Source organism: Bacillus sp. 2175 (genome assembly GCF_057812155.1).
In genome coordinates this window covers 4,865,013-4,888,496 of sequence record NZ_CM173819.1, presented here as the reverse complement: position 1 = coordinate 4,888,496, position 23,484 = coordinate 4,865,013, and the positions used below count along the sequence as shown (strand labels likewise).

31 protein-coding genes are annotated in these 23,484 nt (G+C 35.7%); all 31 read left to right on the top strand.

Annotation, left to right across the window (positions count from 1 at the left end):
• Positions 1 to 65: 65 nt before the first annotated feature.
• Positions 66 to 446 (top strand): zinc-finger-containing protein, encoded by a 381-nt coding sequence (locus tag ACXKY9_RS25550; protein WP_038413856.1) that lies wholly within the window; start codon positions 66 to 68, stop codon positions 444 to 446.
• On the top strand, positions 443 to 2,797 hold the full coding sequence (locus ACXKY9_RS25545; protein ID WP_038413854.1) for a phage/plasmid primase, P4 family: 2,355 nt from the start codon (positions 443 to 445) through the stop codon (positions 2,795 to 2,797). Before ACXKY9_RS25550 ends, ACXKY9_RS25545 begins: the two co-directional genes overlap by 4 nt.
• A gap of 265 nt (positions 2,798 to 3,062) precedes the next feature.
• Entirely contained in the window at positions 3,063 to 3,491 is a 429-nt protein-coding gene (locus tag ACXKY9_RS25540) for a hypothetical protein (RefSeq protein WP_038413852.1), read from the top strand.
• A 2-nt stretch (positions 3,492 to 3,493) separates the two neighbouring features.
• On the top strand, positions 3,494 to 3,868 hold the full coding sequence (locus ACXKY9_RS25535; RefSeq protein WP_080703607.1) for a YopX family protein: 375 nt from the start codon (positions 3,494 to 3,496) through the stop codon (positions 3,866 to 3,868).
• Positions 3,865 to 4,404 carry an ERCC4 domain-containing protein gene (locus ACXKY9_RS25530; protein ID WP_000617754.1) on the top strand — a complete coding sequence of 180 codons (540 nt, stop codon included), beginning with the start codon at positions 3,865 to 3,867 and terminating at the stop codon, positions 4,402 to 4,404. Before ACXKY9_RS25535 ends, ACXKY9_RS25530 begins: the two co-directional genes overlap by 4 nt.
• Position 4,405: 1 nt before the next feature.
• Entirely contained in the window at positions 4,406 to 4,678 is a 273-nt protein-coding gene (locus ACXKY9_RS25525; RefSeq protein WP_000331834.1) for a hypothetical protein, read from the top strand.
• Positions 4,679 to 4,729: 51 nt separating this feature from the next.
• Positions 4,730 to 5,167: a hypothetical protein gene (locus ACXKY9_RS25520; protein WP_000169951.1), complete on the top strand. Its 438-nt coding sequence runs from the start codon at positions 4,730 to 4,732 to the stop codon at positions 5,165 to 5,167.
• A gap of 69 nt (positions 5,168 to 5,236) precedes the next feature.
• On the top strand, positions 5,237 to 5,500 hold the full coding sequence (locus ACXKY9_RS25515) for a hypothetical protein (protein ID WP_001216580.1): 264 nt from the start codon (positions 5,237 to 5,239) through the stop codon (positions 5,498 to 5,500).
• A 35-nt stretch (positions 5,501 to 5,535) separates the two neighbouring features.
• Positions 5,536 to 5,835, top strand: coding sequence for a hypothetical protein (locus ACXKY9_RS25510; RefSeq protein ID WP_038413846.1), 300 nt, complete (start codon positions 5,536 to 5,538; stop codon positions 5,833 to 5,835).
• 173 nt (positions 5,836 to 6,008) lie between these two features.
• Complete coding sequence (locus ACXKY9_RS25505; RefSeq protein ID WP_198319674.1) at positions 6,009 to 6,182, top strand: DUF6877 family protein; 174 nt, start codon at positions 6,009 to 6,011, stop codon at positions 6,180 to 6,182.
• A gap of 41 nt (positions 6,183 to 6,223) precedes the next feature.
• Positions 6,224 to 6,610, top strand: a complete 387-nt coding sequence (locus ACXKY9_RS25500; protein ID WP_038413844.1) for a sugar-binding transcriptional regulator — start codon at positions 6,224 to 6,226, stop codon at positions 6,608 to 6,610.
• A 199-nt stretch (positions 6,611 to 6,809) separates the two neighbouring features.
• Positions 6,810 to 7,199: a DUF3942 family protein gene (locus ACXKY9_RS25495; protein ID WP_038413842.1), complete on the top strand. Its 390-nt coding sequence runs from the start codon at positions 6,810 to 6,812 to the stop codon at positions 7,197 to 7,199.
• 312 nt (positions 7,200 to 7,511) lie between these two features.
• Positions 7,512 to 7,682 (top strand): hypothetical protein, encoded by a 171-nt coding sequence (locus tag ACXKY9_RS25490; protein WP_172965765.1) that lies wholly within the window; start codon positions 7,512 to 7,514, stop codon positions 7,680 to 7,682.
• A gap of 140 nt (positions 7,683 to 7,822) precedes the next feature.
• The gene (locus ACXKY9_RS25485; protein ID WP_038413982.1) at positions 7,823 to 8,020 is read left to right on the top strand and encodes a hypothetical protein; all 198 of its coding nucleotides are present in this window, start codon (positions 7,823 to 7,825) and stop codon (positions 8,018 to 8,020) included.
• A 45-nt stretch (positions 8,021 to 8,065) separates the two neighbouring features.
• Positions 8,066 to 8,287 (top strand): hypothetical protein, encoded by a 222-nt coding sequence (locus tag ACXKY9_RS25480; protein ID WP_038413841.1) that lies wholly within the window; start codon positions 8,066 to 8,068, stop codon positions 8,285 to 8,287.
• Positions 8,284 to 8,607: a phage protein gene (locus tag ACXKY9_RS25475; protein WP_038413839.1), complete on the top strand. Its 324-nt coding sequence runs from the start codon at positions 8,284 to 8,286 to the stop codon at positions 8,605 to 8,607. The genes ACXKY9_RS25480 and ACXKY9_RS25475 overlap by 4 nt, the downstream gene beginning before the upstream one ends.
• The gene (locus ACXKY9_RS25470; protein ID WP_038413837.1) at positions 8,604 to 8,996 is read left to right on the top strand and encodes an HNH endonuclease; all 393 of its coding nucleotides are present in this window, start codon (positions 8,604 to 8,606) and stop codon (positions 8,994 to 8,996) included. Before ACXKY9_RS25475 ends, ACXKY9_RS25470 begins: the two co-directional genes overlap by 4 nt.
• 84 nt (positions 8,997 to 9,080) lie before the next feature.
• A complete protein-coding gene (locus tag ACXKY9_RS25465) occupies positions 9,081 to 9,518 on the top strand; it encodes a P27 family phage terminase small subunit (protein ID WP_038413835.1) in 438 nt (145 codons plus the stop codon).
• Positions 9,515 to 11,242, top strand: coding sequence for a terminase large subunit (locus ACXKY9_RS25460; RefSeq protein ID WP_038413833.1), 1,728 nt, complete (start codon positions 9,515 to 9,517; stop codon positions 11,240 to 11,242). The genes ACXKY9_RS25465 and ACXKY9_RS25460 overlap by 4 nt, the downstream gene beginning before the upstream one ends.
• 15 nt (positions 11,243 to 11,257) lie before the next feature.
• A complete protein-coding gene (locus ACXKY9_RS25455; RefSeq protein WP_038413832.1) occupies positions 11,258 to 12,463 on the top strand; it encodes a phage portal protein in 1,206 nt (401 codons plus the stop codon).
• Positions 12,432 to 13,010, top strand: coding sequence for an HK97 family phage prohead protease (locus ACXKY9_RS25450; RefSeq protein ID WP_038413830.1), 579 nt, complete (start codon positions 12,432 to 12,434; stop codon positions 13,008 to 13,010). The genes ACXKY9_RS25455 and ACXKY9_RS25450 overlap by 32 nt, the downstream gene beginning before the upstream one ends.
• Position 13,011: 1 nt before the next feature.
• Positions 13,012 to 14,379: a phage major capsid protein gene (locus ACXKY9_RS25445; RefSeq protein WP_038413828.1), complete on the top strand. Its 1,368-nt coding sequence runs from the start codon at positions 13,012 to 13,014 to the stop codon at positions 14,377 to 14,379.
• Position 14,380: 1 nt separating this feature from the next.
• The gene (locus tag ACXKY9_RS25440; RefSeq protein WP_038413826.1) at positions 14,381 to 14,641 is read left to right on the top strand and encodes a head-tail connector protein; all 261 of its coding nucleotides are present in this window, start codon (positions 14,381 to 14,383) and stop codon (positions 14,639 to 14,641) included.
• Positions 14,622 to 14,951 (top strand): hypothetical protein, encoded by a 330-nt coding sequence (locus tag ACXKY9_RS25435; RefSeq protein ID WP_374203651.1) that lies wholly within the window; start codon positions 14,622 to 14,624, stop codon positions 14,949 to 14,951. Before ACXKY9_RS25440 ends, ACXKY9_RS25435 begins: the two co-directional genes overlap by 20 nt.
• Positions 14,941 to 15,270, top strand: a complete 330-nt coding sequence (locus tag ACXKY9_RS25430; protein WP_038413822.1) for a hypothetical protein — start codon at positions 14,941 to 14,943, stop codon at positions 15,268 to 15,270. The genes ACXKY9_RS25435 and ACXKY9_RS25430 overlap by 11 nt, the downstream gene beginning before the upstream one ends.
• A complete protein-coding gene (locus ACXKY9_RS25425; RefSeq protein WP_038413820.1) occupies positions 15,270 to 15,647 on the top strand; it encodes an HK97-gp10 family putative phage morphogenesis protein in 378 nt (125 codons plus the stop codon). Before ACXKY9_RS25430 ends, ACXKY9_RS25425 begins: the two co-directional genes overlap by 1 nt.
• 11 nt (positions 15,648 to 15,658) lie before the next feature.
• Positions 15,659 to 16,294, top strand: a complete 636-nt coding sequence (locus ACXKY9_RS25420; protein WP_038413819.1) for a major tail protein — start codon at positions 15,659 to 15,661, stop codon at positions 16,292 to 16,294.
• Between the two features lie 11 nt (positions 16,295 to 16,305).
• Positions 16,306 to 16,692, top strand: coding sequence for a hypothetical protein (locus tag ACXKY9_RS25415; RefSeq protein WP_000113342.1), 387 nt, complete (start codon positions 16,306 to 16,308; stop codon positions 16,690 to 16,692).
• Between the two features lie 243 nt (positions 16,693 to 16,935).
• A complete protein-coding gene (locus tag ACXKY9_RS25410; protein WP_038413816.1) occupies positions 16,936 to 20,457 on the top strand; it encodes a phage tail tape measure protein in 3,522 nt (1,173 codons plus the stop codon).
• Position 20,458: 1 nt separating this feature from the next.
• Positions 20,459 to 21,142: a phage tail domain-containing protein gene (locus tag ACXKY9_RS25405; protein ID WP_038413814.1), complete on the top strand. Its 684-nt coding sequence runs from the start codon at positions 20,459 to 20,461 to the stop codon at positions 21,140 to 21,142.
• Positions 21,139 to 23,481 carry a phage tail spike protein gene (locus ACXKY9_RS25400; RefSeq protein ID WP_038413812.1) on the top strand — a complete coding sequence of 781 codons (2,343 nt, stop codon included), beginning with the start codon at positions 21,139 to 21,141 and terminating at the stop codon, positions 23,479 to 23,481. Before ACXKY9_RS25405 ends, ACXKY9_RS25400 begins: the two co-directional genes overlap by 4 nt.
• Positions 23,482 to 23,484 lie beyond the last annotated feature (3 nt).

The following is a 23,484-nucleotide window of genomic DNA, read 5'->3' as shown; positions in this document are numbered from 1 at the left end:
AACTAAATAGAGAGGTTGGTTTTAACCGACTTCTCTTTTTTATACCTAAATTGAGGTGATTTACCATGAAAATAATAAAAAACTGCCATAATTGTGGATCAGAAAATGTGAAAAGGGAAAGTAATTCCATAATTTATGGTCGTGAATATGGAAACGGAAAATGTTACTACTGTCATGATTGTAAAGCAAACGTTGGTACACATAGTAATGGAAATCCACTCGGAACTTTAGCAACAAAAGATGTACAAATTTTACGTAAAGCATGTCACGAGATTTTTGACAAGTTATGGAGACATGAAAGGGTAGCTAGTCGAGGTTGTTTATATGCATGTTTAGCAGAAAAATTAAGGATAAATAGTGATGAGTGTCATTTCGGCATGTTTCAACGCGAACGTTGCTTACAGGCGTTAGAAATTATTACTCAAGAAAAATGGTGGGCGAAATGAAAAAGAATCCATACAATTTTAATGAAATTCCTGCCGAGTTAAAGGCCCTTCCTCAGTGGATATTGTGGAAGTTTGAAACACGAAATGGAAAGCAAACCAAGGTTCCGTGTCAGGTCACTGGCGAAATGGCCCAAGCGAATAATAGGCGTACTTGGTCAACATTTGCAACAGCGGTCAAATTTTACTTAGAAGGTGACTATGACGGAATAGGTTTCGTGTTCAGCAGGCAGGACAATTACATCGGAATAGATATTGATAAGTGTGTTGTGGATGGAAAAACAAATGCTTTTGCAACAGAGATTATCGATACATTAGATAGCTATACAGAATTTTCGCCGTCAGGAAATGGGATTCACATCATTATCAGAGGTGGTCTTCCACAATCTGTTTTAGGTACTGGACGGAAAAATACAAAGCATGGTTTAGAAATTTATTCATACGGCCGCTTCTTTACCTTTACTGGAAATCGTGAGAATTCTAATGATGTATACGAGCGAACGGATGAACTAGCTGAAGTATTTGAAAAATATTTTGATGATAGCGACATTCAAGGTCGTGTAAATTTAGCAGAGTTTGAAAAAGATGAAATCAAAATTTCGAATGATGCTCTATGGGAAAGAATGTTTAGAAGTAAGAATGGTGATGAAATTCGTTCGTTATACAATGGCAACTTAATAAATAATGACCATTCGGCAACTGATCTTGCTTTATGTAATCACTTAGCTTTTTGGACAGGTAAATCAGCAACTCGAATGGATACGATGTTTCGTGAGACTAGCTTAATTCGTGATAAATGGGATGTTATCCATTTTAGTGATACAAACGAAACGTACGGTGAAAGAACGATTGCAACGGCTATTTCATCTACTTCCACAACTATTTTAGATAACAAGCAACAATTCGAAGAATTTTCCTTTGATTTCATTAATGAAGATGCGGTTGAAGTTGTGGAGGACAAACCGAAAAAGAAATTCCGTTTAACGGAACTTGGTAATGCTGAACGTATTGCATATGAATATGGGCATGTAATTAAATATGTTAGCGACATTGGTTGGTACATTTGGGACGGCAAACGATGGAAGCTGGATACGAAAAAAGAAATTGAAAGAATTACAGCAAAAGTACTTAGAAGTCTTTATAAATCAGAAGATGAATTAGAAACAAAATGGGCTCGGATGTGCGAGCGTAGAAACATCCGAATGAATAGCATTAAGGACCTTATGCCGTTGGTTCCAGGTGAGCGTGAAGATTTTGATAAGCATAAGTATTTATTCAATGTTGAAAATGGCATTGTTGATTTGAAAACAGGAAAGCTGCAACAACATGATCGGGAACTTGGTTTAACTAAAATCACTAATATTGCTTTTGATGAAAATGCAAAGTGTCCTGAATGGCTTAATTTCTTAGATCAAATTTTCCAAGGTGATAAGGAACTGACTGAATACATGCAGCGGTTAATTGGTTACTCACTAACAGGGGAAATTACGGAGCAAATAATGGTCTTCCTAATCGGTGGAGGTTCCAACGGAAAATCGACCTTTATTAATACCATTAAGGACCTTTTGGGTGAATACGGTAAACAAGCAAAATCAGATACTTTCATTAAGAAAAAAGAAACAGGAGCTAATAACGATATCGCTAGGTTAGTGGGAGCTCGCTTTGTATCTGCAATCGAAAGTGAAGAGGGTGAACAACTCTCAGAAGCTTTTGTAAAACAAATAACAGGCGGTGAGCCAGTATTAGCACGTTTCCTTAGACAAGAGTATTTTGAATTCATACCAGAGTTTAAAGTGTTCTTTACAACAAACCATAAACCAGTAATTAAAGGTGTAGATGAAGGTATTTGGAGACGTATTCGTTTGGTTCCATTTAACCTACAGTTACCCAAAGAGAAACGTGATAAGAAATTACCCGAAAAAATTAGCTTGGAAATGCCAGGAATCCTGAATTGGGCGATTGAGGGTTGCTTGAAGTGGCAGAAGTCGGGACTAAACGATCCGGCAATTGTTATGAAAGCAACAGGTGATTACAAAGAGGAAATGGATATTCTCGGTCCGTTTATGTTCGAATGTTGCTTTAAAAGAGAAGATGTTCAAATCGAAGCAAAAGAATTATATGAAGTTTATGCGAATTGGTGTTTTAGAAATGGTGAGCATCAATTAAAAAATAGAGCATTTTACCGAATTTTAGAATCCCAAGGATTCAAGAGAGAACGTGGTAACAAAAATAAGTATTACATCAAAGGTGTTACTTTAGCAGACCGAAAAAATACTTTTAAACAGCAAAAGTTACTGAAAAACGATGAAAATAGCGAAAGTGTTACTAAAAGTAACATATTTAAAATCACTTAAAACCCTTGATACATAAGGGCTCAAGGTACCTTTTATATCCTTTTTGTTACTTTTGTTACTAAAAATATATATAAACAAAAAATAAATATATATATAAGTATTCTATTAGGGGGCTTAATGCTCAAAATAGGTAACAAAGGTAACCTAAGTACTTTAATCCCTTGGGGCTCTAAGGCTCAAGCGGGTTACTAAAAAGTAACACATGCTGATTTTAGGTCTTTTTCAGTAACACTTTTAGTAGTTTCTGATAACAGAGGTGATAGATTTGCAGGTTTTATTAATTTTAAGTGCGATTTGGAAATCAGGTGCAAATATCTATCTTGATGAAAAAGATAATCAAGTTGCGATAAAAAAACAAAATTTAATTCCAGCGGAAGTAATGAAGGCTGCCGAACAAAACTATCAAGCTATTTATGATTGGTTTCAATCTTGGAAAGATGAGAGTGCGGAGAAAATTACGTTAATGAAGATATTTCATCATTTTTGTGGTTGGAAACATAATCAAAAATTACACAATTGGTTAGTTGAAGAAGAAGATTCATTGCAACTGTTTTATGAGTGGACGATTGTCCTTGCTAATAATGGTTGGACAGATGTTTATGAGGATCATCGTCAATTTGAAAATGATGAATCAAATGCAATGGCAAGAAAGATATATGAACGTGCGGTTATATATGCAAGGAAAGGAGCATGAAGATGAGATATCAATTTCGAGTTTGGAATGTAATGAGTAAAAAAATGATGGAATGGGGAGAAATTTTTGATTTACCTGCATGGGAGATTTTCCCCGGAACGCCAGAACAACGACCTTTTAATGTTATGCAATATACAGGCTTAAAAGATAAAAACGGCAAAGAGATTTATGAAGGTGATATTGTAAGTCGTCATGATGGCGGGATTCATTTCCAAGAGGAACCACTTGCGGAACACATTGTAAAGTGGGGAGAGTTTGGTTGGTTGCCTTTTAACATTGGAATTGGGAAGTCGAGATGTGTATATGGAGAAATTTTTGATTTTATAGTAATCGGAAACATCTACGAAAACCCAGAGTTACTGGAGGAATCAAAATGATTCGCTTTCACTACACAGATAAAGAAATAAACAACATTCTTAAAACACTCACAATCGTTATTGATACAAGAGAGAAACAGAATCAACATATTCGTGATTATCTAGTTCAAAAAGATGTACCAGTTAAAATACAAAAATTAAATCATGGGGATTACAGTTGTATGGTGCCGAAAAATGAAGAATTGGGTATCTCCCGTGATATTTATTTAAATAGTTTCATTGAAAGAAAAAATGGGGTAGACGAAATCACAGGTAATTTACAGAAAGACACTCAACAGGCATTTATTAATGAGTTAATAAGGGCACAAGAGAGTAAGTTTGTATTATTTGTGGAAGAGCCTGACTTTGATGAAAAAATAGCGAAAGGTATGTATCGAAGTAGATACGATCCGAAGGCTTTAAAAGGTCGATTGGAAAGTCTTAAAGCAAAATACAACTTTGAAATAGTACCAATGAGCAAAAATATGATTGGTCACAATATTTATCACAGATTTTATTACCAGGCAAAATACTATCTGAAAACAGGAGCTTTTTAATATGGCATATTCTCGTGAAGAGCAAGAAACTACAATGGTTTTTGACAATAGTACAGGGCAGTGGAGTGTTTACTCTACTGTTCCTAAACACATTCGAAAACTCAATAATTTGTGTGAGTTAAAAACATTAGAAGAAGAGGACGGAAGACCGATAGCGGTTAAGGGGATTCTTCAAGAAAAACAGGTAACAATGAAAAATTTAAGAGTTATGACAGAAGAGCAAAGAAAGAAAGCGGCTGAAAGACTTTCTAAGGCTAGAAACGCACTAAAATAACAGAAAAACTTTAGTTCTAATATCAATTTAATATAAAAGGAGTCGGAAGACATGACAAAGGTAAAATTGAACGTATTATTCAAGAAAATGCAAAAGGACGATAAAAAGGAAGTTTTAATGTTCCATGTATTAAGTGATGAATTGCCACATGCTGATGATCTACTAAAAATGCCAGGTACAATTGTCTATCTAGCTGTGGAGAAAAGTGAAGTTGAACCAATCGGTGCGGAGTTCGCAAATATTCAACGTGATAGCAAGAAAACAGCAATTAAATTAAATGTAAAAAGTGATGCGAAAGGTGTAGTAAATCAGCTTTATCCTTTCGCTGGTGGAAATGTTGATATCATTCTTGAGCCTTCTCAAATGTCCATTGATGAGTTTTATGAAGAACCGCATGAAGGTGTTGAATATAGCGTTAATCCTGATGGAACAACGGAAGTTGCTCCTGGTCAATTAAAGATTGTAGATGGAGAAACGATTGCTGAATAAATATTTGTCCTGGGCTTCGGCTCAGGATATTAATACAATTTGAATTTTGTATAAAAACGGAGGGACGTAATGAGACATACACGCAATCGTCAAATAGTAAAGGCTAGTAAACTTACCCATTGGGGTGATGCCAAAAACTATCCTATTCAGACTATGAGAAAGAAAATGATAAGACAACTTATTGATCAAACTTTCAAATGGCACTCTGAAGCAGTATCATCAAACTTTTGGAGTAATTGGCGAAAGAGTTGTGTTTCTTTCGATTATAAATCATCTCATCCAAATGCTGTTGGGATGGCTACAAAGTATTTACCTACAAAGGAAAGAAACTGAACAAAAGCGTTATTGGAATCGAAAGGGGAATAAAAATGTCTTTAGTGGGGAATTTGAAAAAAATCCAAGAAAAAGCCATCGATGAGAAAGTGTTGGAATTTGCTGAGGAAATGGAAGCTGCAATAATCGAAAGTGCTGCAAAGGGATATTCAGGTTATAAGTATCAAATTTGTTTTGATAATCTGAATAAGCATATGATGCTTTCGAAAGTTTTTATAGAAAAATTACAAGAATTGATGGACGATGTGAAAGTTGATTTTAAGAAAGAAGAAAGAAAGACCCTTTTAGGGGGATCTTACTATGAACATTACATTCATTTTAAATGGAATGATTAATTTCTCTTTAAAAATCCATTTTGCCGAAAAAACGGCTTTTCAGATTGAGGAAACACTAAGATGTTTTTCTTTCTTAATATATTTGGTCGTGAAAAGTGTAAAACGTCTTAGAAAGGAAAATAAACGCGTTTTATGAAATTTAGAGTTTCTTAGTAGAAATGAGGGACGATAAAGTGAGTTATTTACAACAAATTAACGAAATAGCATCTAAGTTACCTTTACCAGTACTGGAAGATATCAATAATCGTATAAGAGATTGGATTGTAAGTGGTGGTAATGAGGATGATGAATATATTGGTCAACAATTAAGATTTGCTCAAAACTATTTGAATGTGCATGGTGAGTAATAGAATTGTGGAAGTTCCAAAGAAAGTAGGTGAATCATCATTTGTTTAACTGGCTAAAGGTATATCAAGAATTAGAACAAGAAATTGCGTATCTAGATTACAACTTAGATAAAACAAAAGCTGAATTAAAACGCTGGGTCAGTGGTGATTTGCGAGAAGTACGTTTAACTGCTGAATCGGAAGGCGCGAAAGTAGAAGAACGTATTGAAGCAATTGAATATGAATTAGCGCACAAAATGAACGATATGTATAAACTGAAAAAATTAATTAATACATTCAAAGGATTGGAACATAAAATTGCATATCTTAAGTATGTGGAAGGCATGACATTAGAAAAGATTGCTGAAGAACTTAACTACAGTTCACAGTACATTTACAACAAACATGCTGCTATGAGAGAAAAGGTTGAGTACTCAAATAGAACTTAACATTTACTTAAGGTAAGGCATCATTATACAAACCCTTGAAAAAATGAATTATAGTAATAACATAAGAAATTGACGAAAGGGCAACTGGTGCACGGTTGCTCTTTTATTAATAGTTTTTATAGGAATGTACGTTCTGTTTGTGTTATAATTATATTGGATTATAATTCCAAAAATAATTGTAGAAAGGAATGTTGCACAGGTGAGTAATTTAGAACAAACTATTAGTAAATTGAAGACTTATGTTGGAGAAGATAGTGAAGAAAAGGTACTAATGGAGAAATTCGCCGAATTATATCCAGCTATAGAAAAGATTCGTAATGAATTTCCGAAACCTAGCAAAAAAGAGTATTCGATAATCAATTTACCTGATGATAAATATATAAAAATTGAAAGTACTTTACTACGAATCTCTATTAATAAAGAAAAAAACGTAATAGATGTCGAAAAGCATCATGGTATTGATGTAACTAAACTTGAGGAGATAGTACTTCAAGATAATGAGTTATATTGTACAAAACGTGGAGTAATTTTCACAGAAGATGTGTTCAATGAGTTTTTAAAAGAAGTGTTTGTAGAAATACTAGGTTAATAAGGTTATTAGAAGCATTCCTTAGGGAGTGCTTTTTATTATGTAAAGAATTGTAATAGAATGTTAATATTTTTATAATTAAATTTAAGGATGTTTGTAACACCTCTTATTGTATGATGGAAAACAGGAGGTGATTGCATGAGTGTAGCTGTATTTTTTATCGCACTAACTACGGCAATAACGGTTGCTGAGTTTACAAAACCAACGATTGATGCTTTTTTTAATCGTATAGGTTGAGTTACATATGGTATTGAAGGGGGGAGCTTAGGCTCTCCTTTTATTATATAAAATTTACATAGGTGGTGTAGAGATATGGAAAAGGAAACAATAATATTAAAACCTACATATCCGCATAAGATTGACCCAAATAAAATTCAGTCGGTTCACGATGCAATTGAGATTTTAAAAAGGATTCCTTTATACCTCAATGATGAAGCTGTAAAGGGCATTGAGCATTTGATTGAAGAGGAGGAAGAGCTTTGAAAATGCCATTAACAAAACATTGGTGTTTAAATGAAAGTTGTGGATTTGAAGAAACTTCTCATAAGATACGTGATGGATGGAACTGTCCTAAATGCAATGGACCAATGATGAATCGAAGTAATGTTAAGGAAGGTGAGAGGATGAATCTAACGTTGCATAATGGAGATTTGAATAAGTTGGCAAGAGATACATCTCAGGACAGTATCACCTTGAGAGTTGGTGAACAAGAAATGGTATCTCTGAAAAGCAATGGGGATATTTTTGTTAAAGGTAAGCTTGTTGAAAATGATAAAGAAGTTGTGGATGGCATGAGAGAGTTCTTGAAGTTATCTAGGTAAAGAAAAGCGCAAACGTGTTGCATTTGAAAAGGGTGGTGTATGACAATGCTTTGGTTATTAGCTTATCTAATAGTAGGTATGGTTTATGCATCGTTAGATATTTATTCAACCATAAGAGAAGCAATCAAAAAGGATAAAGAGCATGGACATATAATTTTAATGTCATCCTTATTTTTGGTTTTTCTTTTAGCGATATTCTGGCCTGCTTTATTAACAATGAAGATTGCTACATGGATTAATAATTATAAGGAGAGTGAATGTAAATGATTACTGAAATTAGAAAAACAATATCTGGTACAGAGTATTGGGATAACAAAGAAAAACGAAGTCTATTTGTTCCAACTGGTGAAGAACCAGGATTCGAAGTAGTTGTTAATCCTGAGAGTATGATCATTAAGCATGCTGACAATAAAGTAGTTGGTGTGGAAGTAATTGATACCGATACTGAAATTAATCTGGATGATATGAATGTTGAAGAGTTACTATCCTTTGCTAAAGATAATGGCATCGATGTACCAGGCAAGTTAAAGAAAGAAGAATCAATTCGTAACTATATCGTTGAGCAATTAACGAATGATACTGAATGAAATACTGTGACTTCAATGGCTGTCATAACAAGATAAGCAAGGGACGTTACTGTGAAGAACATAAGCGTAACAAACCAAGGAAGAAGAAAGATAAGAAGAACATCTATCATCATGATAACAAACCATTTTATCGTACTGATGCATGGAAGTATGTCAGGTCAAAGGTATACGAAAGAGAGAAGGGGTGTTGTCAACGATGTGGACAGTTCGTCTTTGGTAGGCGTGCTCATGTTCATCATGTAATACCAATCAAAGAAGATCCAACTCTTAAATTAGAAGAGAATAACCTAAGATTACTTTGTCCAGTTTGTCATACAATCGAAGAAAATGAAGATAAACCGAAAAAAGTTTTTCCGAGTTATTTCGGAAGCCCCCCTATCAAAAATTAAAATTTCTCCTCTGGGGAGGATAGGTAGCGTAGGGGGCATCTCTATCGTTAGACAACATTTTAAAAAAATAAAGGGGGGTGTGAAATGTCTACGAAAAAAGAGCGTCAAAAAATTGTTGCCGATAAAACAGAAGCTGAGAAAAATCGGATATTGAAAATCATGCGTGATGCAGATATTTACACCCTTACTTTAGATCCATTAATTGAATCCTATTTAGATATTTTCGAAGTTTATATGACGATGTTTATCGAATGGAAAGAAAAAGGGTTTCCAGCTACGCAGCGGCATACAAATAAAGTTGGTGCCACAAATAATTCAAAGCACCCTTTGGCCCAGCAAGTAGAAACCTGGTCTGACAAGAAAACAAAAGCATTAGACTTGTTAGGGCTCACTAATAAATCTAAACCAGGTAAGATTGTTACCGGTGGTACTTCTGTTAGAAAAGATGAAGAGCTAAAGAAACCAAAAGCTAAAGTTAGTGAATTAGATGAACATCGTAATAAATGGCGTGGTGCAAAATGATTGAACGTGGCATTAATTATGCAGATATTTATGCGAAAAAGGTAAGAAAGAATCCTAAAAAATACCCTGATACTATCAAAGCGATGGTTGATAGGTATTATAAATGGAAAAAGCGTAAAGACATTTGGTTCGATGTGGACCGAGCAAATGAAATGATGGATTGGGTTGAAACGTTTGTCCGTCATACTAAAGGTGATTTGGCTGGACAACCTTTTATCCTGGAAGATTGGGAGAAGTTTGCTTACTCCTGGATCTATGGATGGGTACATGAAAATGAAAAAGGACAAATTGTCCGAGTTACTCGTGAAGCTTATATTCAGGTTCCTAAGAAGAATGGTAAAACTTTAATCGGTGTTGGTGCTCTTGGTTATGCGATGTACGGTGAAGGAGTACTTAGTGCCGATTGTTACTGTTGTGCGAGTGATTTTAACCAGGCTCAATATGCAGCGAAGCCATTTGCAGCAACAATTATGAACCATGATGTATTAATGGATTGTTCACACATTTATAAAGGGCCAAAAGGAACCATTTCCAGTGTGACTTATGACTACATTCGTGATGATTTAGCTTATCAGAATCAATTCATTGTTATGAGTAAAAACATTCAATCCATTGAGGGTTCCAATCCACACTTCATCCTAAACGATGAACTTCATGCACAAGAAAACATGGATCAATACGACAACTTTAAATCAGCACAGGTTTCTCGTGCTGAGCCGATTATGTTTAATATATCAACGGCTGGTAAAGGTTCTTCATCTGTTGGTATGCGAGTATATCGTGAAGCGAAAGAAGTATTGAAACGTGACGATAATGATTCAAGTTTCGTTATGATTTATGAACCAAATAAAAATTATGACTGGACAGATCGTAATGTTTGGGCAATGGTCAACCCAAATATCGGTGTGTCTGTAACGATGAGTGCACTTGAAACAGAATTTATCTCAGCATCACGTTCAGCGCATAAAAAAGCTGAGTTCCTTTCTAAGCATTTGAACGTATTCGTAAATGGAGCTGAAAATTTCTTTGAACAAGGGCAAGTTGAACATGTTCTTGTGGAAGACCTGGGTGATTTAACAGGTGAAACTTGCTATATCGGTTTAGACTTATCGAAAACAACCGATTTAACATGTGTGAGCTTGAATTTCCCTAACACTGGTTATACCGAAGATGGAAAGTCTATTTTAAAAGTTAAACAAATGTATTTTGTCCCTAATGAAGATATCGAACATCGCGAGAAGGAAGATAACGTTCCATATACTTATATGGCTGAACGTGGTTTTGTTACTTTTTGTGATGGAAAGATGATAAACCAGGATCAGGTTATGGATTACATTGTAGAATGCATGAATTTATATGATGTGCAGCAAATAAACTATGACCCAGCGATGTCACAAAAGTTAATTGAAAAACTTGAGAATCTTGGCCTCGAATGTATCTCAGTAAGTCAGTGGCCTAACGTTATGAATGCAATGATGGATGATTCAGAAATACTTATTTATGAAAAACGTATAATGACCGATAATCCTTTGTTTGTTTATTGTGCTCTTAATGTTGTAGTAGTAACAAATATTAATGGGATGAAGGCGCCAAGTAAGCGACAGTCCAAAAAGAAGATTGATGGATTTGTTGCTTTTTTATGTGCTCATAAAGAAACGATGATGGTTATGGATAGCATAACTGAAGAAGGCATGGATGAATTAATTGATGAAATTTATAGATAGAAAGAAGGTGAGAAAATGGGCTTACGGAGTATGTTTTCAAATTATTTGTATCGACAAGCTGAAAAACGTGGTTGGTTTGAAGATATGTTCAACAATACTATCCGATATGGTGGGAGATACGTCAATGACGATAATATTTTAGAGTCTAGCGATGTTTATGAGTTACTACAAGATATAAGTAATCAAATGATGCTGGCTGAGATTGTTGTGGAAGACAAAGATGGTAAGGAAATTAAAAATGATTCAGCTCTTAAAATTTTAAAGAGTCCTAACAATTATCTTACACGGTCCGAATTCATTAAATTAATGACCAATACCTATTTACTTCAAGGTGAAGCTTTTCCAGTTTTGGATGGCGACCAATTACATCTAGCATCTAATGTTTATACAGAATTGGATGATAGATTGGTAGAGCATTTTAAAGTAAATGGAGAGGAAATTCCGTCATTTATGATTCGTCATATGAAAAATATGGGGGTTGATCATTTAAAAGGTAAAGGTATTCTTGAGTTAGGAAAAGATACACTTGAAGGAGTTATGTCAGCTGAGAAAACTTTAACGGATAAATATAAAAAAGGTGGTTTATTAGCATTCTTACTTAAGCTAGATGCTCATATTAATCCACAAAACGCAGCACAGTCTAAACTTATTAACGCTATTTTAGATCAGTTGGAGTCCATTGATGATGCAAGGTCTGTTAAAATGATTCCACTTGGAAAAGGATACTCTATAGAAACGCTTAAAAGCCCGCTAGACGATGAAAAGACTTTGGCATATCTAAATGTATACAAGAAGGATTTAGGTAAGTTTTTAGGCATAAATGTGGATACATATACCGCTTTAATCAAAGAAGATATTGAGAAAGCGATGATGTATTTGCATAACAAAGCAGTCAAACCGATAATGAGAAATTTTGAAGACCACTTGAGTCTTCTTTTTTATGGCCAAAATTCGGGGAAACGTATTCGATTCAAAATAAATATCCTTGATTTTGTTACTTATAGCATGAAAACAAACATTGCTTACAACATTGTTCGGACAGGAATTACATCGCCAGATAATGTTGCGGATATGCTTGGATTCCCTATGCAAAATACACCTGAATCACAAGCGATTTATATTTCAAATGACTTATCAAAAATTGGTGAGAAACAAGCTACAGATGATTCACTGAAGGGAGGTGATGGAAATGGCAAAGACAAAGGAAACACGGACATTTGACATCACCAAATTAAGTACCAGGGATGCTACGGAAGAACAACCTTCCAAGATAACGGGTTATGCAGCCGTATTTAATTCAAAGACAACTATTGGTGGTTGGTTTGATGAAGTTATTGAACATGGTGCATTTGCTCGGTCTCTTTCTGAGAATGGTGATATCAGAGCGTTATTCAATCACAATTGGGATAATGTCCTGGGTAGAACAAAAAGCGGCACATTGAGACTAGAAGAGGATGAAAAAGGACTTAAATTCGAAATTGAATTACCTAATACATCTGTTGGTCGAGATTTAGCTGAAAGTATGTCTAGGGGAGATATTAACCAATGCTCATTTGGATTTTGGATAACAGAAGAGAATTGGGATTACAATGTTGAGCCAGCATTAAGGACCATTAAAGAAGTAGAACTTTATGAAATATCGGTTGTTTCAATACCAGCTTATGACGATACGGAAGTATCTTTAGTTCGCAGTAAAGAGATTGGTAAAGAAATAGAACAACGAATGAAAATGATTAAACAAATAAATGAAATCCTGGGGGAAAAGTAAAATGAATAGACAATTATTATTAGCATTACAAAAACGAAGCAATGAAAGATTAGTAGAATTACGTACACAGGTTGAAAATCCTGAATTACGTGCTGAAGATTTACCGGCAATTCAAGAAGAAATCGATGAAATTAATAAGCAATTACAAGAAGTCGCGGATGCTCTAGCCAACCTTGAAGATGATGGTGAAGGTGACGAAGGTGAGGGTTCTGGAGAAGACGATGAAGGCGGTTCTTCTGGAGATGAGGGCTCATCTGGATCTGGAGAAGGTGGAGAAGGAAGATCTGGAAATCCAGAAGGTACTGGTGGTGTAAGTTCGGAACAACGTCAAGCAGCTATGATCGCCATTAAGTCAGCTTTATCTACTCGTAATGCAGTATCAACTAAAGCAAGAAATAAAGAAATTCGTTCAGCATTTGCTAATTTTGTTGTGGGTAATATTTCAGAAATGGAAGCACGTTCATTAGGAATTGAAATTAATAATGGTTCCGTTACTGTTCCAGTTGAAATTGCAAAAGAAGTAATTACGTATGCGCAAGAAGAAAATCTGTTACGTAAATACGGTTCATATGTACAAACAGATGCTGATGTAAAATACCCTGTTCTTGTTAAGAAGGCGTCAGCTAATGTTAGTAAGACAGAGCGTGCAAAATCAGGTAAAGAAATCCCTGAAACAGATATCGAATTCGATTCAATTGATTTAGATCCAGCGGAATTTGATGCTCTAGCAACAATTACTAAAAAATTATTAAAACGTACAGGTGTGAAAATTGAACAAATCGTTATTGATGAATTGAAAAAAGCATACGTACGTAAAGAAATTAACTACATGTTCAATGGTAATGATGAAGGGAATGAAAATCCTGGTGCATTAGCTAAGAAAGCAGTTGCGTACTATGAAACAACTCCAGTTGATTTAAATAAAGAGGGATGGTCTCAAGTTCTTTATAGCCAATTAGTTAAATTAAAAGGACAACCTGTTACTGAAGTATTAAAGAAAGCAATGTGGATTATTAATCGTGCGGCATTAACAGTTCTTGAAGATATGACTGATAAACAAGGTCGTCCACTTCTTCATGAAGCACAAGATGGTGTAGGTTATAAATTACTTGGCCATCCAGTTGATTTTACTGATGCAGCAGACGGTACTGATCCAACTAAACCAGTATTCTATTTTGGTGATTTTAAAGCGTTCCATATTCAAGAAGTAAGTGGTGGTATGGAGTTACAAAAATTAATTGAAAAATTCTCTGGCACAAATAAGGTTGGATTCCAAATTTACAACCTTATCGATGGACAATTAATTTACTCCCCATTCGAGCCAGCTGTTTACCGTTATGAAGTGGGTGCAACTAAGCCAGGTGCTTAATATGAATGACTTAATCGAGAAATTAAAATCTCATATTCATTGGGAAGAGGGCATGGATGATTCTTTGCTCTCTTTTTATATTGAACAAGCAAAGATTTATGTAAAGAACGCGACAGGCAAACAGACCGAGTATTTAATTATTATGGTCGCTGGTCTTATCTATGATTACAGAGTCTCTGAAAAAGAATTAGAACAGGCGCTTGATGCTTTAACACCGTTCTTTGTCCAGGAGGTTTATGCCGATGAAGAGAAAGACGAATAAACTCAAATGGATGGGTGAGCTACTTAAATTAGGAGAGACCATAGATCCGGAAAATGACCGTGTTGTGATGGGATATCCATTAGAACGGAAAATTCGATATAACAACATTGGAGTTACGGCCACTGATAAATTCACAACAAAAGATACGAATGAAATTGTAAAGAAAATTGAAGTTCGTATTGATCGTGACATTGAAAACAATCAAAAGAATTATCGCGTAAAAGTTGGTGGCCGTATTTATAACATTGAGCGCATTTATGTAAAAGAAGAAGACCGATTGATGGAGGTGTCACTATCGTATGCAAATTAATTTTGAACAGTTGCGAAGTCTTATGAAGAAATCTGGTATTCCAGTTTCTCGTGATAGTGCTCCTACAGGGGTAGATTACCCTTATATTGTGTATGAATTTGTGAATGAGCAACATAAGAGGGCTTCTAATAAGGTTCTAAAAGATATGCCACTTTATCAAATTGCAGTTATCACAAATGGAACTGAAAAAGATTATGAGCCATTAAAGGCTGTTTTTAATGAAGTAGGCGTGTCTTATTCTCAGTTTGATGGAATGGGTTATGACGAGAATGACGACACTATCACGCAGTTTATAACGTATGTGAGGTGTATCCAGTAATGGCTTCAAATAACAATGGCTTTGCTGAAGCTTTAGAAGATATCAATACGCTATTACGGGTGAATAAAAAAGTAAGTTTGGATGTGTTAGATGAAGCAGCCAAGTATTTTGCTAGTAAATTAAAACCAAAAATCAAAGCCTCCAATAAAAACAAGCGAACGCATTTAAGGGATAGCCTAAAGGTTGTTGTGAAAGATGATCGTGTATCTGTGGAATTTAAAGATGAAGCTTGGTATTGGTACTTAGTTGAACATGGCCATAAAAAAGCAAATGGTAAGGGCCGTGTGAAAGGGAAACATTTTGTTCAGAATACCTTTGATGCAGAAGGTGACAAAATTGCTGATATTATGGCACAAAAAATAATAGATAGAATGTGAGGATGATATACATGACAATTGAAAATAAAGAAATTCAATATTCCGTAGGGATTGAAGATTTATATCTGTGCTTGATGAAGGGAAATGAAACTTCTAGTGCACTACCAACTTATGAGGATATCGTTTATAGACAAACGAATATTTCTGATTTAACGATTTCCACTACTTCTACTAATTTTACAAAGTGGGCATCTAACAAAAAAATTATTAACATTGTCAAAAATACAGCGTTTGGATTAGCTTTTAATCTTGCTGGTCTAAATCGTGAAGTAAAAGATAAAATCTTTGCTAAAACACGTAAAAAAGGTGTGTCTTTTGAAACAGCGAAGGCGAAGGCGTATCCAAAGTTCGCAGTAGGAGTTGTATTCCCTTTAAATGATGGAACAAAAATATTACGTTGGTACCCAAAATGTACAGTTGCTCCAGTAGAGGAATCTTGGAAAACACAAGGTGATGAAATGACTGTGGATGACACTGCCTACACAATTACAGCAGATCCATTGTTATTTAATGATGTAACACAAGCTGAATTAGATACAGGTTCCCCTGATGCAACAGGAATCAAAGTTGAAGATTTCCTAAAACAAGTAATTTGTGATGAATCTCAACTAGCGCAGCTAGGTGGAACGACTCAAACAGGTAAATAAGGAGGGTAATTATGGCACGTTTAAGTGATTTAGTAAATGTAAATATAACTAGAAATAGCATTAAGATACAGGGTGTCTCAATCCCTGTTATTTTCACTTTTGAATCTTTTCCTTATGTGGAAGAAGCATTTGGAACACCTTATCATGAATTTGAAAAAGAAATGAATGATATGTTAAGAAAAGGACAATTTAGCCTGGGAGAAAATGAAGCGAAATTGATGCGTGCATTAATTTATGCGATGGTACGTAGTGGTGGTACGGAATGTACATTAGATGAAATTAAAGGTGCCATTCCTATGAATGATTTACCTGACATCTTCATCGTTGTATACGAAATCTTCAGTGGCCAAACTTTCCAGAATTCTGATATGGAGAAGCTGAAGCAAGAAAAAAAGTAAAAAACATACTGACTAAAAACGAGGAATCTCAGTCCGAATTGGACTGGGATTTTTATTTTTATGTCGGTAATACGTTGCTGGGTTTAAGTATGGATGACTTCTGGAAAATCACACCTGCACATTTTTTAAAGCAATTCATCATGCATCTCAGATACAACAATCCGGATGCATTACATGAGCAGAAACCAAAACAAATCTACACGTTAGATCAAACACCATTCCTATAAGAAATGAGGTGAGAAAATGCCAGGGAATAGTAAAGAAAGAAACGTCGTCCTTAATTTTAAAATGGATGGCCAGGTTCAGTATGCAAATACATTGAAACAAATCAATATGGTTATGAATAATGCAGCGAAAGAATATAAAAATCATATTGCAGCAATGGGCCAAGATGCGACGATGACTGATAAACTTCTTGCTGAAAAGAAGAAGCTTGAAATTCAAATGGAAGCAGCCAAGAAACGTACAGCTATGTTGCGTTCTGAATATCAAGCGATGTCCAAGGACACAAGTACAACCGCTGAACAACTTAATAAGATGTACGGTAAATTGCTAGATGCAGAACGTGCTGAAACTTCTCTTGATAATGCAATGAAAAGAGTGAATGAAGGTCTTTCTGAGCAAGCAATTGAAGCGAGGGAAGCACGCGGTACTTTACTGGATTTAGAAGAAAATTCTAAGAAACTTGAAGCTGAACAGAAGCGTTTGACAAGCTCATTCAAACTTCAAAATGCTGAATTAGGAGCAAACGCTAGTGAAGCTGATAAGTTGGAATTGGCACAGAAACAATTAAGTAAGCAAATGGAAATGACCGATAGAGTTGTCCACAATTTAGAACAACAATTAAGTGCAGCGAAGCGTGTGTATGGTGAGAATTCTACTGAAGTGCAGCAACTTGAGGCAAAGTTAAATCAAGCTAAAACTACATTGAAGCAATTTGAGAATTCGTTGCATAGTGTCGGTCAAAGTGGTTCCCAAGCTGCAGATGGTATGGAGCAATTGGGTAAGAAGTTGGATTTACACAATATGATGGAAGCCACTCAAATACTACAAGGCGTATCTCAAAAGTTAATTGAGGTTGGAAAATCGGTTGTGAATACTGCAATTGAGTTTGATAATTCTCAAAGAAAAATTCAAGCTTCATTGGGGTTGACTGGGAAAGGTGCCGAAAATCTTCAAAAGATTGCTGTGGATACTTGGAAAAAAGGTTTTGGTGAAAATCTTGAAGAGGTAGATAATGCGCTTATAAAAGTCTTTCAAAATATGCGTGATGTCCCGTATGAGGAATTGCAAATGGCATCGGAGGATGTTTTAACATTAGCTAAAGTCTATGATGTGGACTTAAATGAAGCTACTCGTGGTGCCGGACAAGTAATGAGTCAGTTTGGATTATCTACAGAGAAAACATTTGATCTATTAGCAGCAGCTGCCCAAGAGGGTCTTAATTACTCGGATGAATTGTTTGACAACCTTTCAGAATATGTTCCCCTCTTCAAACAAGCAGGATTCTCAGCTGAAGAGATGTTCAATATATTAGCAAATGGAACTCGAGATGGATCGTATAATCTCGATTACATCAATGATACAGTTGCCGAATTCGGAAAGAAAGTACAGGACGGATCTAAAGGTACGGCTGATGCGTTTGCTGATCTTTCCGAAGAAACTCAAGGGGTTTGGAAATCATTTAATGATGGTAAAGCAACTGCAGCTGATGTATTCAATGCTGTTCTAAATGATTTAAAAGGAATGGATGACAAGGTAAAACAGAATCAAATTGGAGTTGGCTTGTTTGCTACTCGTTGGGAAGACATGGGCGCCAAAGCTGTATTAGGTCTAAACGAATTAAACGGTGGATTAGGGAAAACCGAAGGTAAAATGGAAGAAATGAAAAAGCTCCAAGAAGAATCATTCGGACAAAAATTTCAGAGCGCTTTAAGGGAAACACAAGCAGCATTTGAACCACTTGGAGAAAAACTTGCTGAATTAGCTAAAGATGTTTTACCTCCGGTAGTAGAGGGGATAAAGACTTTAGTGGATGGGTTTACTAAATTACCAGAGCCGATTCAAAATTTCACGTTTATTTTTGTAGGACTAACGGCTGTAGTCGGTCTTTTGGCTCCTATTATTGCGGCTGTAGTTGTATCGTGTATAGCGCTAGGTACAACGATTGGAACAGTTATGCTTATTATTGCCGGGATAGCTGCAGTAATAGCGGGTGCTATTTGGGCCATACAGAATTGGGGTGCCATAACCGACTGGCTTTCTGAAAAATGGTCAGAGTTTAAAGATTGGTTTGGTGAATTGTGGGATAGCATAGTTCAAACTTGTGAAGATGCTTGGTCATCCACAGTTGATTACTTTTCTGGAGCCTGGTCAGATTTTTTAAATATGGTAAATGAGTTCTTTGAACCTATCGGTCAATTTTTTGCTGATCTATGGACTGGAATTTCTGATACAGCATCGGAAATTTGGACAGGTATTACTGATTATTTTTCAGAATCATGGTCTTCATTCATTGAATTAGCAGATAGTATATTGTCTCCTTTAGGTGAATTTTTCAGTGGATTGTGGACGGGTATTGTTGAAACGGCAACTTCTATTTGGGATCAATTAAAGACAGCTTGGCAAGAAACCTGGGATACAATACTCACAGTTTTAGATCCGATTATTTCAGCAGTTTCCACAGTTTTAGAAGCAGGTTGGCTACTCATTCAAGCAGGGGCACAAATTGCTTGGGCGGCAATATCTCAATATATTATACAGCCGATACAGGAAGCGTATGATTGGATAAGTGCGAAAATTGGTGAATTAGTCACATGGCTTAGTACGCAGTGGGAACTTATAAAGGCTGCTGCACAAGTTGCTTGGGGCTTATTTAAACAATATATTACTCAACCTGTTCAAGAAGCATGGGATTGGGTTAAAGAAAAGTTTGGCGATTTAGTTTCTTGGCTAAATTCACAATGGGAAACAGTTAAATCATATACTTCTGCAGCATGGAATCTAGTAAAACAATATGTCATTCAGCCTGTTCAGGAATTGTGGAATGCAACGAAAGAAAAATTGAATGATTTAGCGAATTGGATACTAGGTAATTGGGCCAAAATCCAATCTTATACACTTACGGCATGGAATCTAGTTTATAAATATATTATTGATCCAGTGATTTCAGCTTATAATTCTGCAAAAGAGAAGTTCAATGATATGTACAATACGGCACGGGAAAAATTTGATTCTGTAAAGAATGCAGCGCAAGAAAAATTTGATGCAGCAAAGAGATTTATCGTTGATCCGATAAAAGATGCGGTAGATAAAGTAAAGGGATTCATTGATAAAATCAAAGGGTTTTTCAGTGATTTGAAATTAAAGATTCCGAAACCGGAAATGCCTAAAATGCCACACTTCAGTCTGCAGACTAGTACGAAAAATATTTTGGGTAAAGACATTACTTTTCCATCTGGGATCGATGTGCAATGGCGTGCAAAAGGTGGTATTTTTACTCGGCCAACTATCTTTGGAATGAGTAATGGTCAGTTGCAAGGTGCAGGAGAAGCGGGGCGAGAAGCAGTTTTACCGTTGAATAAAAAGACATTAGGCGAGATTGGTGAAGGGATTGCAGCAACGATGTCTACTGAACCAACTGTAATTAATATTTATAATCCTTCAGTGAGGGATGATCGTGATATCGACCGCATGGTCGGAAAAATAGATGATGCACTTGCTCAAAAAGGGCGTAATTCAAAAATAGGAATAGGGAGGACTTAAATTGCTAGACATAGGTATCGATAATCAGTTGGCAAGTGACTACGGAATATGTATGGTAGAGCGCCCTGTTATTCCTACAGCAGAACAAGAAGTAGAACATATTGAAGTGTCTGGTAGGCATGGTTCACTTACAAAAAAAGGGGCGTTTAAAGATGTCCCTTTAAAAATAAAGTTCAATATGCTTGAAGAAGAGAATATTAAGCCGTTAGTGCGACGCATGAAGGCTTGGTTGATGAATGGAAAGACATTATATTTTACTGATGATGATGTGTATCGAAAAATTAAGCATGTTGTAGTAGGGGATATTGTAAATGAAATTGAAGAACACGGTGAATTTGAAGTGGATTTTAAGCTAGATCCCTTTGAATATACAGAGGATGTAAATCTAAAGCTCACCAAACCTGGTGTAATTTATAATCCAGGTACAATTGAATCTGATCCTAAGTTTTGGATTGTGGGAAATGGTACTTTCCGTTTAACAATCAATGACGTCTCTTTTCAAATAAAAGATGTGAATGGTTCTGTTGTCATAGACTCAGAAGTACTTGAAGCATATACCGATACCATATCAATGAATAATAAAATGGTTGGGCAGTTCCCTATATTGGGCGTGGGAGAAAATACAATAGAGTGGTCAGGAGCAATTCAATTCATGGAAATTCGACCTAGGTGGAGATATAAATGATTACTTTATATAAACCAAATGAGACTGATTTTACACACAATGGTATAGGGGCTTTAGATAAACATATTTATAACGCAACTGTTGAGGAAGAACTCAATGGTTTATTTTTATTTTCATTTAGTTATCCATTGTTTGCACCACGTGGTCTGGAAATAGAGGGAATGAGCATCATTAAAGTTCCAACTCCTGATGGTGAACAACTATTTCGAGTGGCAGCTCCTAAAGTCAGCATGGGTGAGATTACAGCGCAATGTTATCACATTTTTTATGACTTAACAGAAAATCTAATTGAAGACATTTTTGCTGAAACAACAAATGGTAATGGAGCTATGAATCGTATGTCAGCAGGATGCCAATACAAGCATCCTTTTCAGTTTTATTCAGATGTACCAAAGATAGCTAGTGCACGTATTGTCCGAAAAAATCCTGTGGAAGCATTATTGGATTCTAGTCAAGATAATTCATTTGTTAATCGTTGGGGCGGCGAATTAAAACGAGATAATTTTGATGTGAAGATGCTACAAAATCGTGGTATGGATCGTGGAGTAGTGATTCGCCATAAGAAAGATTTATTAGGATATGAAGGTAATGTGGATTGGAAAAGTCCCATAACTAGAATCATGCCACAAGGTTTTGATGGGTTATTTCTTCCTGAAAAGTATGTGGATAGCCCACTTATAAATAAGTATCCTCATCCTAAAATTAAAGTGGTTGAGTTTAAACATATTAAAGCAGCTATTGGTGAAAATGCTGACGATGAAGATGCAGTTCCGTTAGAAGAAGCATATAGGTTATTACGCCAGGCAGCTAAGGATATGTTTGCTATTCAAAAGGTTGATCAGCCTAAAGCGAATTATAACGTTAAGTTTCAGGAGTTATCACAAACGGAAGAGTATAAGGATTATAAGCATTTACAGAGTGTTTATATGGCAGATACGGTTACGGTTGAGCATCAAGAAGATGGTATTGATATAAAGGCGAAGGTAATTGCTTATAAATATGATCCAATAAAAAAAGAGTATCTGGATATAACCATTGGTAACTTCAAAGAATCCTTTACGGACGTTTCCGGTAGAGTTGATCTGGTACAAGAAGAGTTATCCAATATGCCAGGCTCTATTTTGGATGCAGCAAAAGCGAATGCTACAAGCCTTATTAATTCAGGATTCGGAGGACATGTCCGTATTTATCCAGATCGTATTTTAATTATGGATACGAAAGATGAAAAAAGTGCTAAAAAGGTTTGGCAATGGAATTTGAATGGATTAGGGTATTCTTCCACAGGGGTGAATGGACCATACGGAACTGCCATTACAAGTGATGGAAGAATTGTTGCTGATTTTATTACTGCAGGTACGTTGAGTGGAAATCTTGTGCAAGGTGGAGAAATAACAGGTGCAACATTACGAACTTCAGATAGTGTGAACTATGTAAATATTTCAAAGCAATTCATACGCTTGTATGAGTCATCTAGAACAAGGGTGTTTGTAGGGTATTACAAAAATAGTAGAAATGAAATACAACCTACTCTTATTTTAGGCGGAGATTCAGATTCCACAGGGGCAAATGGGGCTATTATGGTGTACCAATTCTCAGATACGAGCGTTAAGTCTGGTGGAATTGGAATCACAAAAGGACTCGATGGCAATGGATACTTGAATGCAGCTTCTTTATACTTTTCGCAAACAGGGAATGCAATGCTTGATGCTGACAAAATGATTGTCCTAAATGCTCAAACTGATATGAGGTTTAAAGTCAAAGATCAGTTCCGCTTTTATCGTAATGACAATTGGATTGCGAGTATTGGAGTGTCATCTGGAGGAGATACAGATATCATACTTCCAAATGCTATGATACGAAATTCGAGTTACGAAAATGGCTATATTCAAATAAAGACAGCTCTTGGATCATATTATCAAGGAGTAATTGCTTCAGACTTCAAAGTTTCTTCTAAAGAAACATATAAAACCAATATCCGTCCTATTGCATTCAGCGCACTTGAAAAGGTAATGGAATGGGAAATTAAACAGTACAATTTGAAAACCGATATTCCCAAACTGTATGAGATGCGTATGAATCGTAAAGAAGGAGAGCCGGTAATTACTACAGATGCAATTCCTACACATTATGGTTTAGTTATTCCAAAGGAAGCAGAAGAAAATGGTGTAGGCCTATACGGGATGCTTTCACAATTGACAAGCGCATTTCAAGAGCATGTGATAAAAACGGATGCTAGATTGGAAGAATTAGAGCCATTAACACCTAAAGGGAATATAAAGCATAGGAACAGGGTGAAACGTCAGAAAAAGCCATTTAGACATGTGAAACGGAGTAGCTAGAAA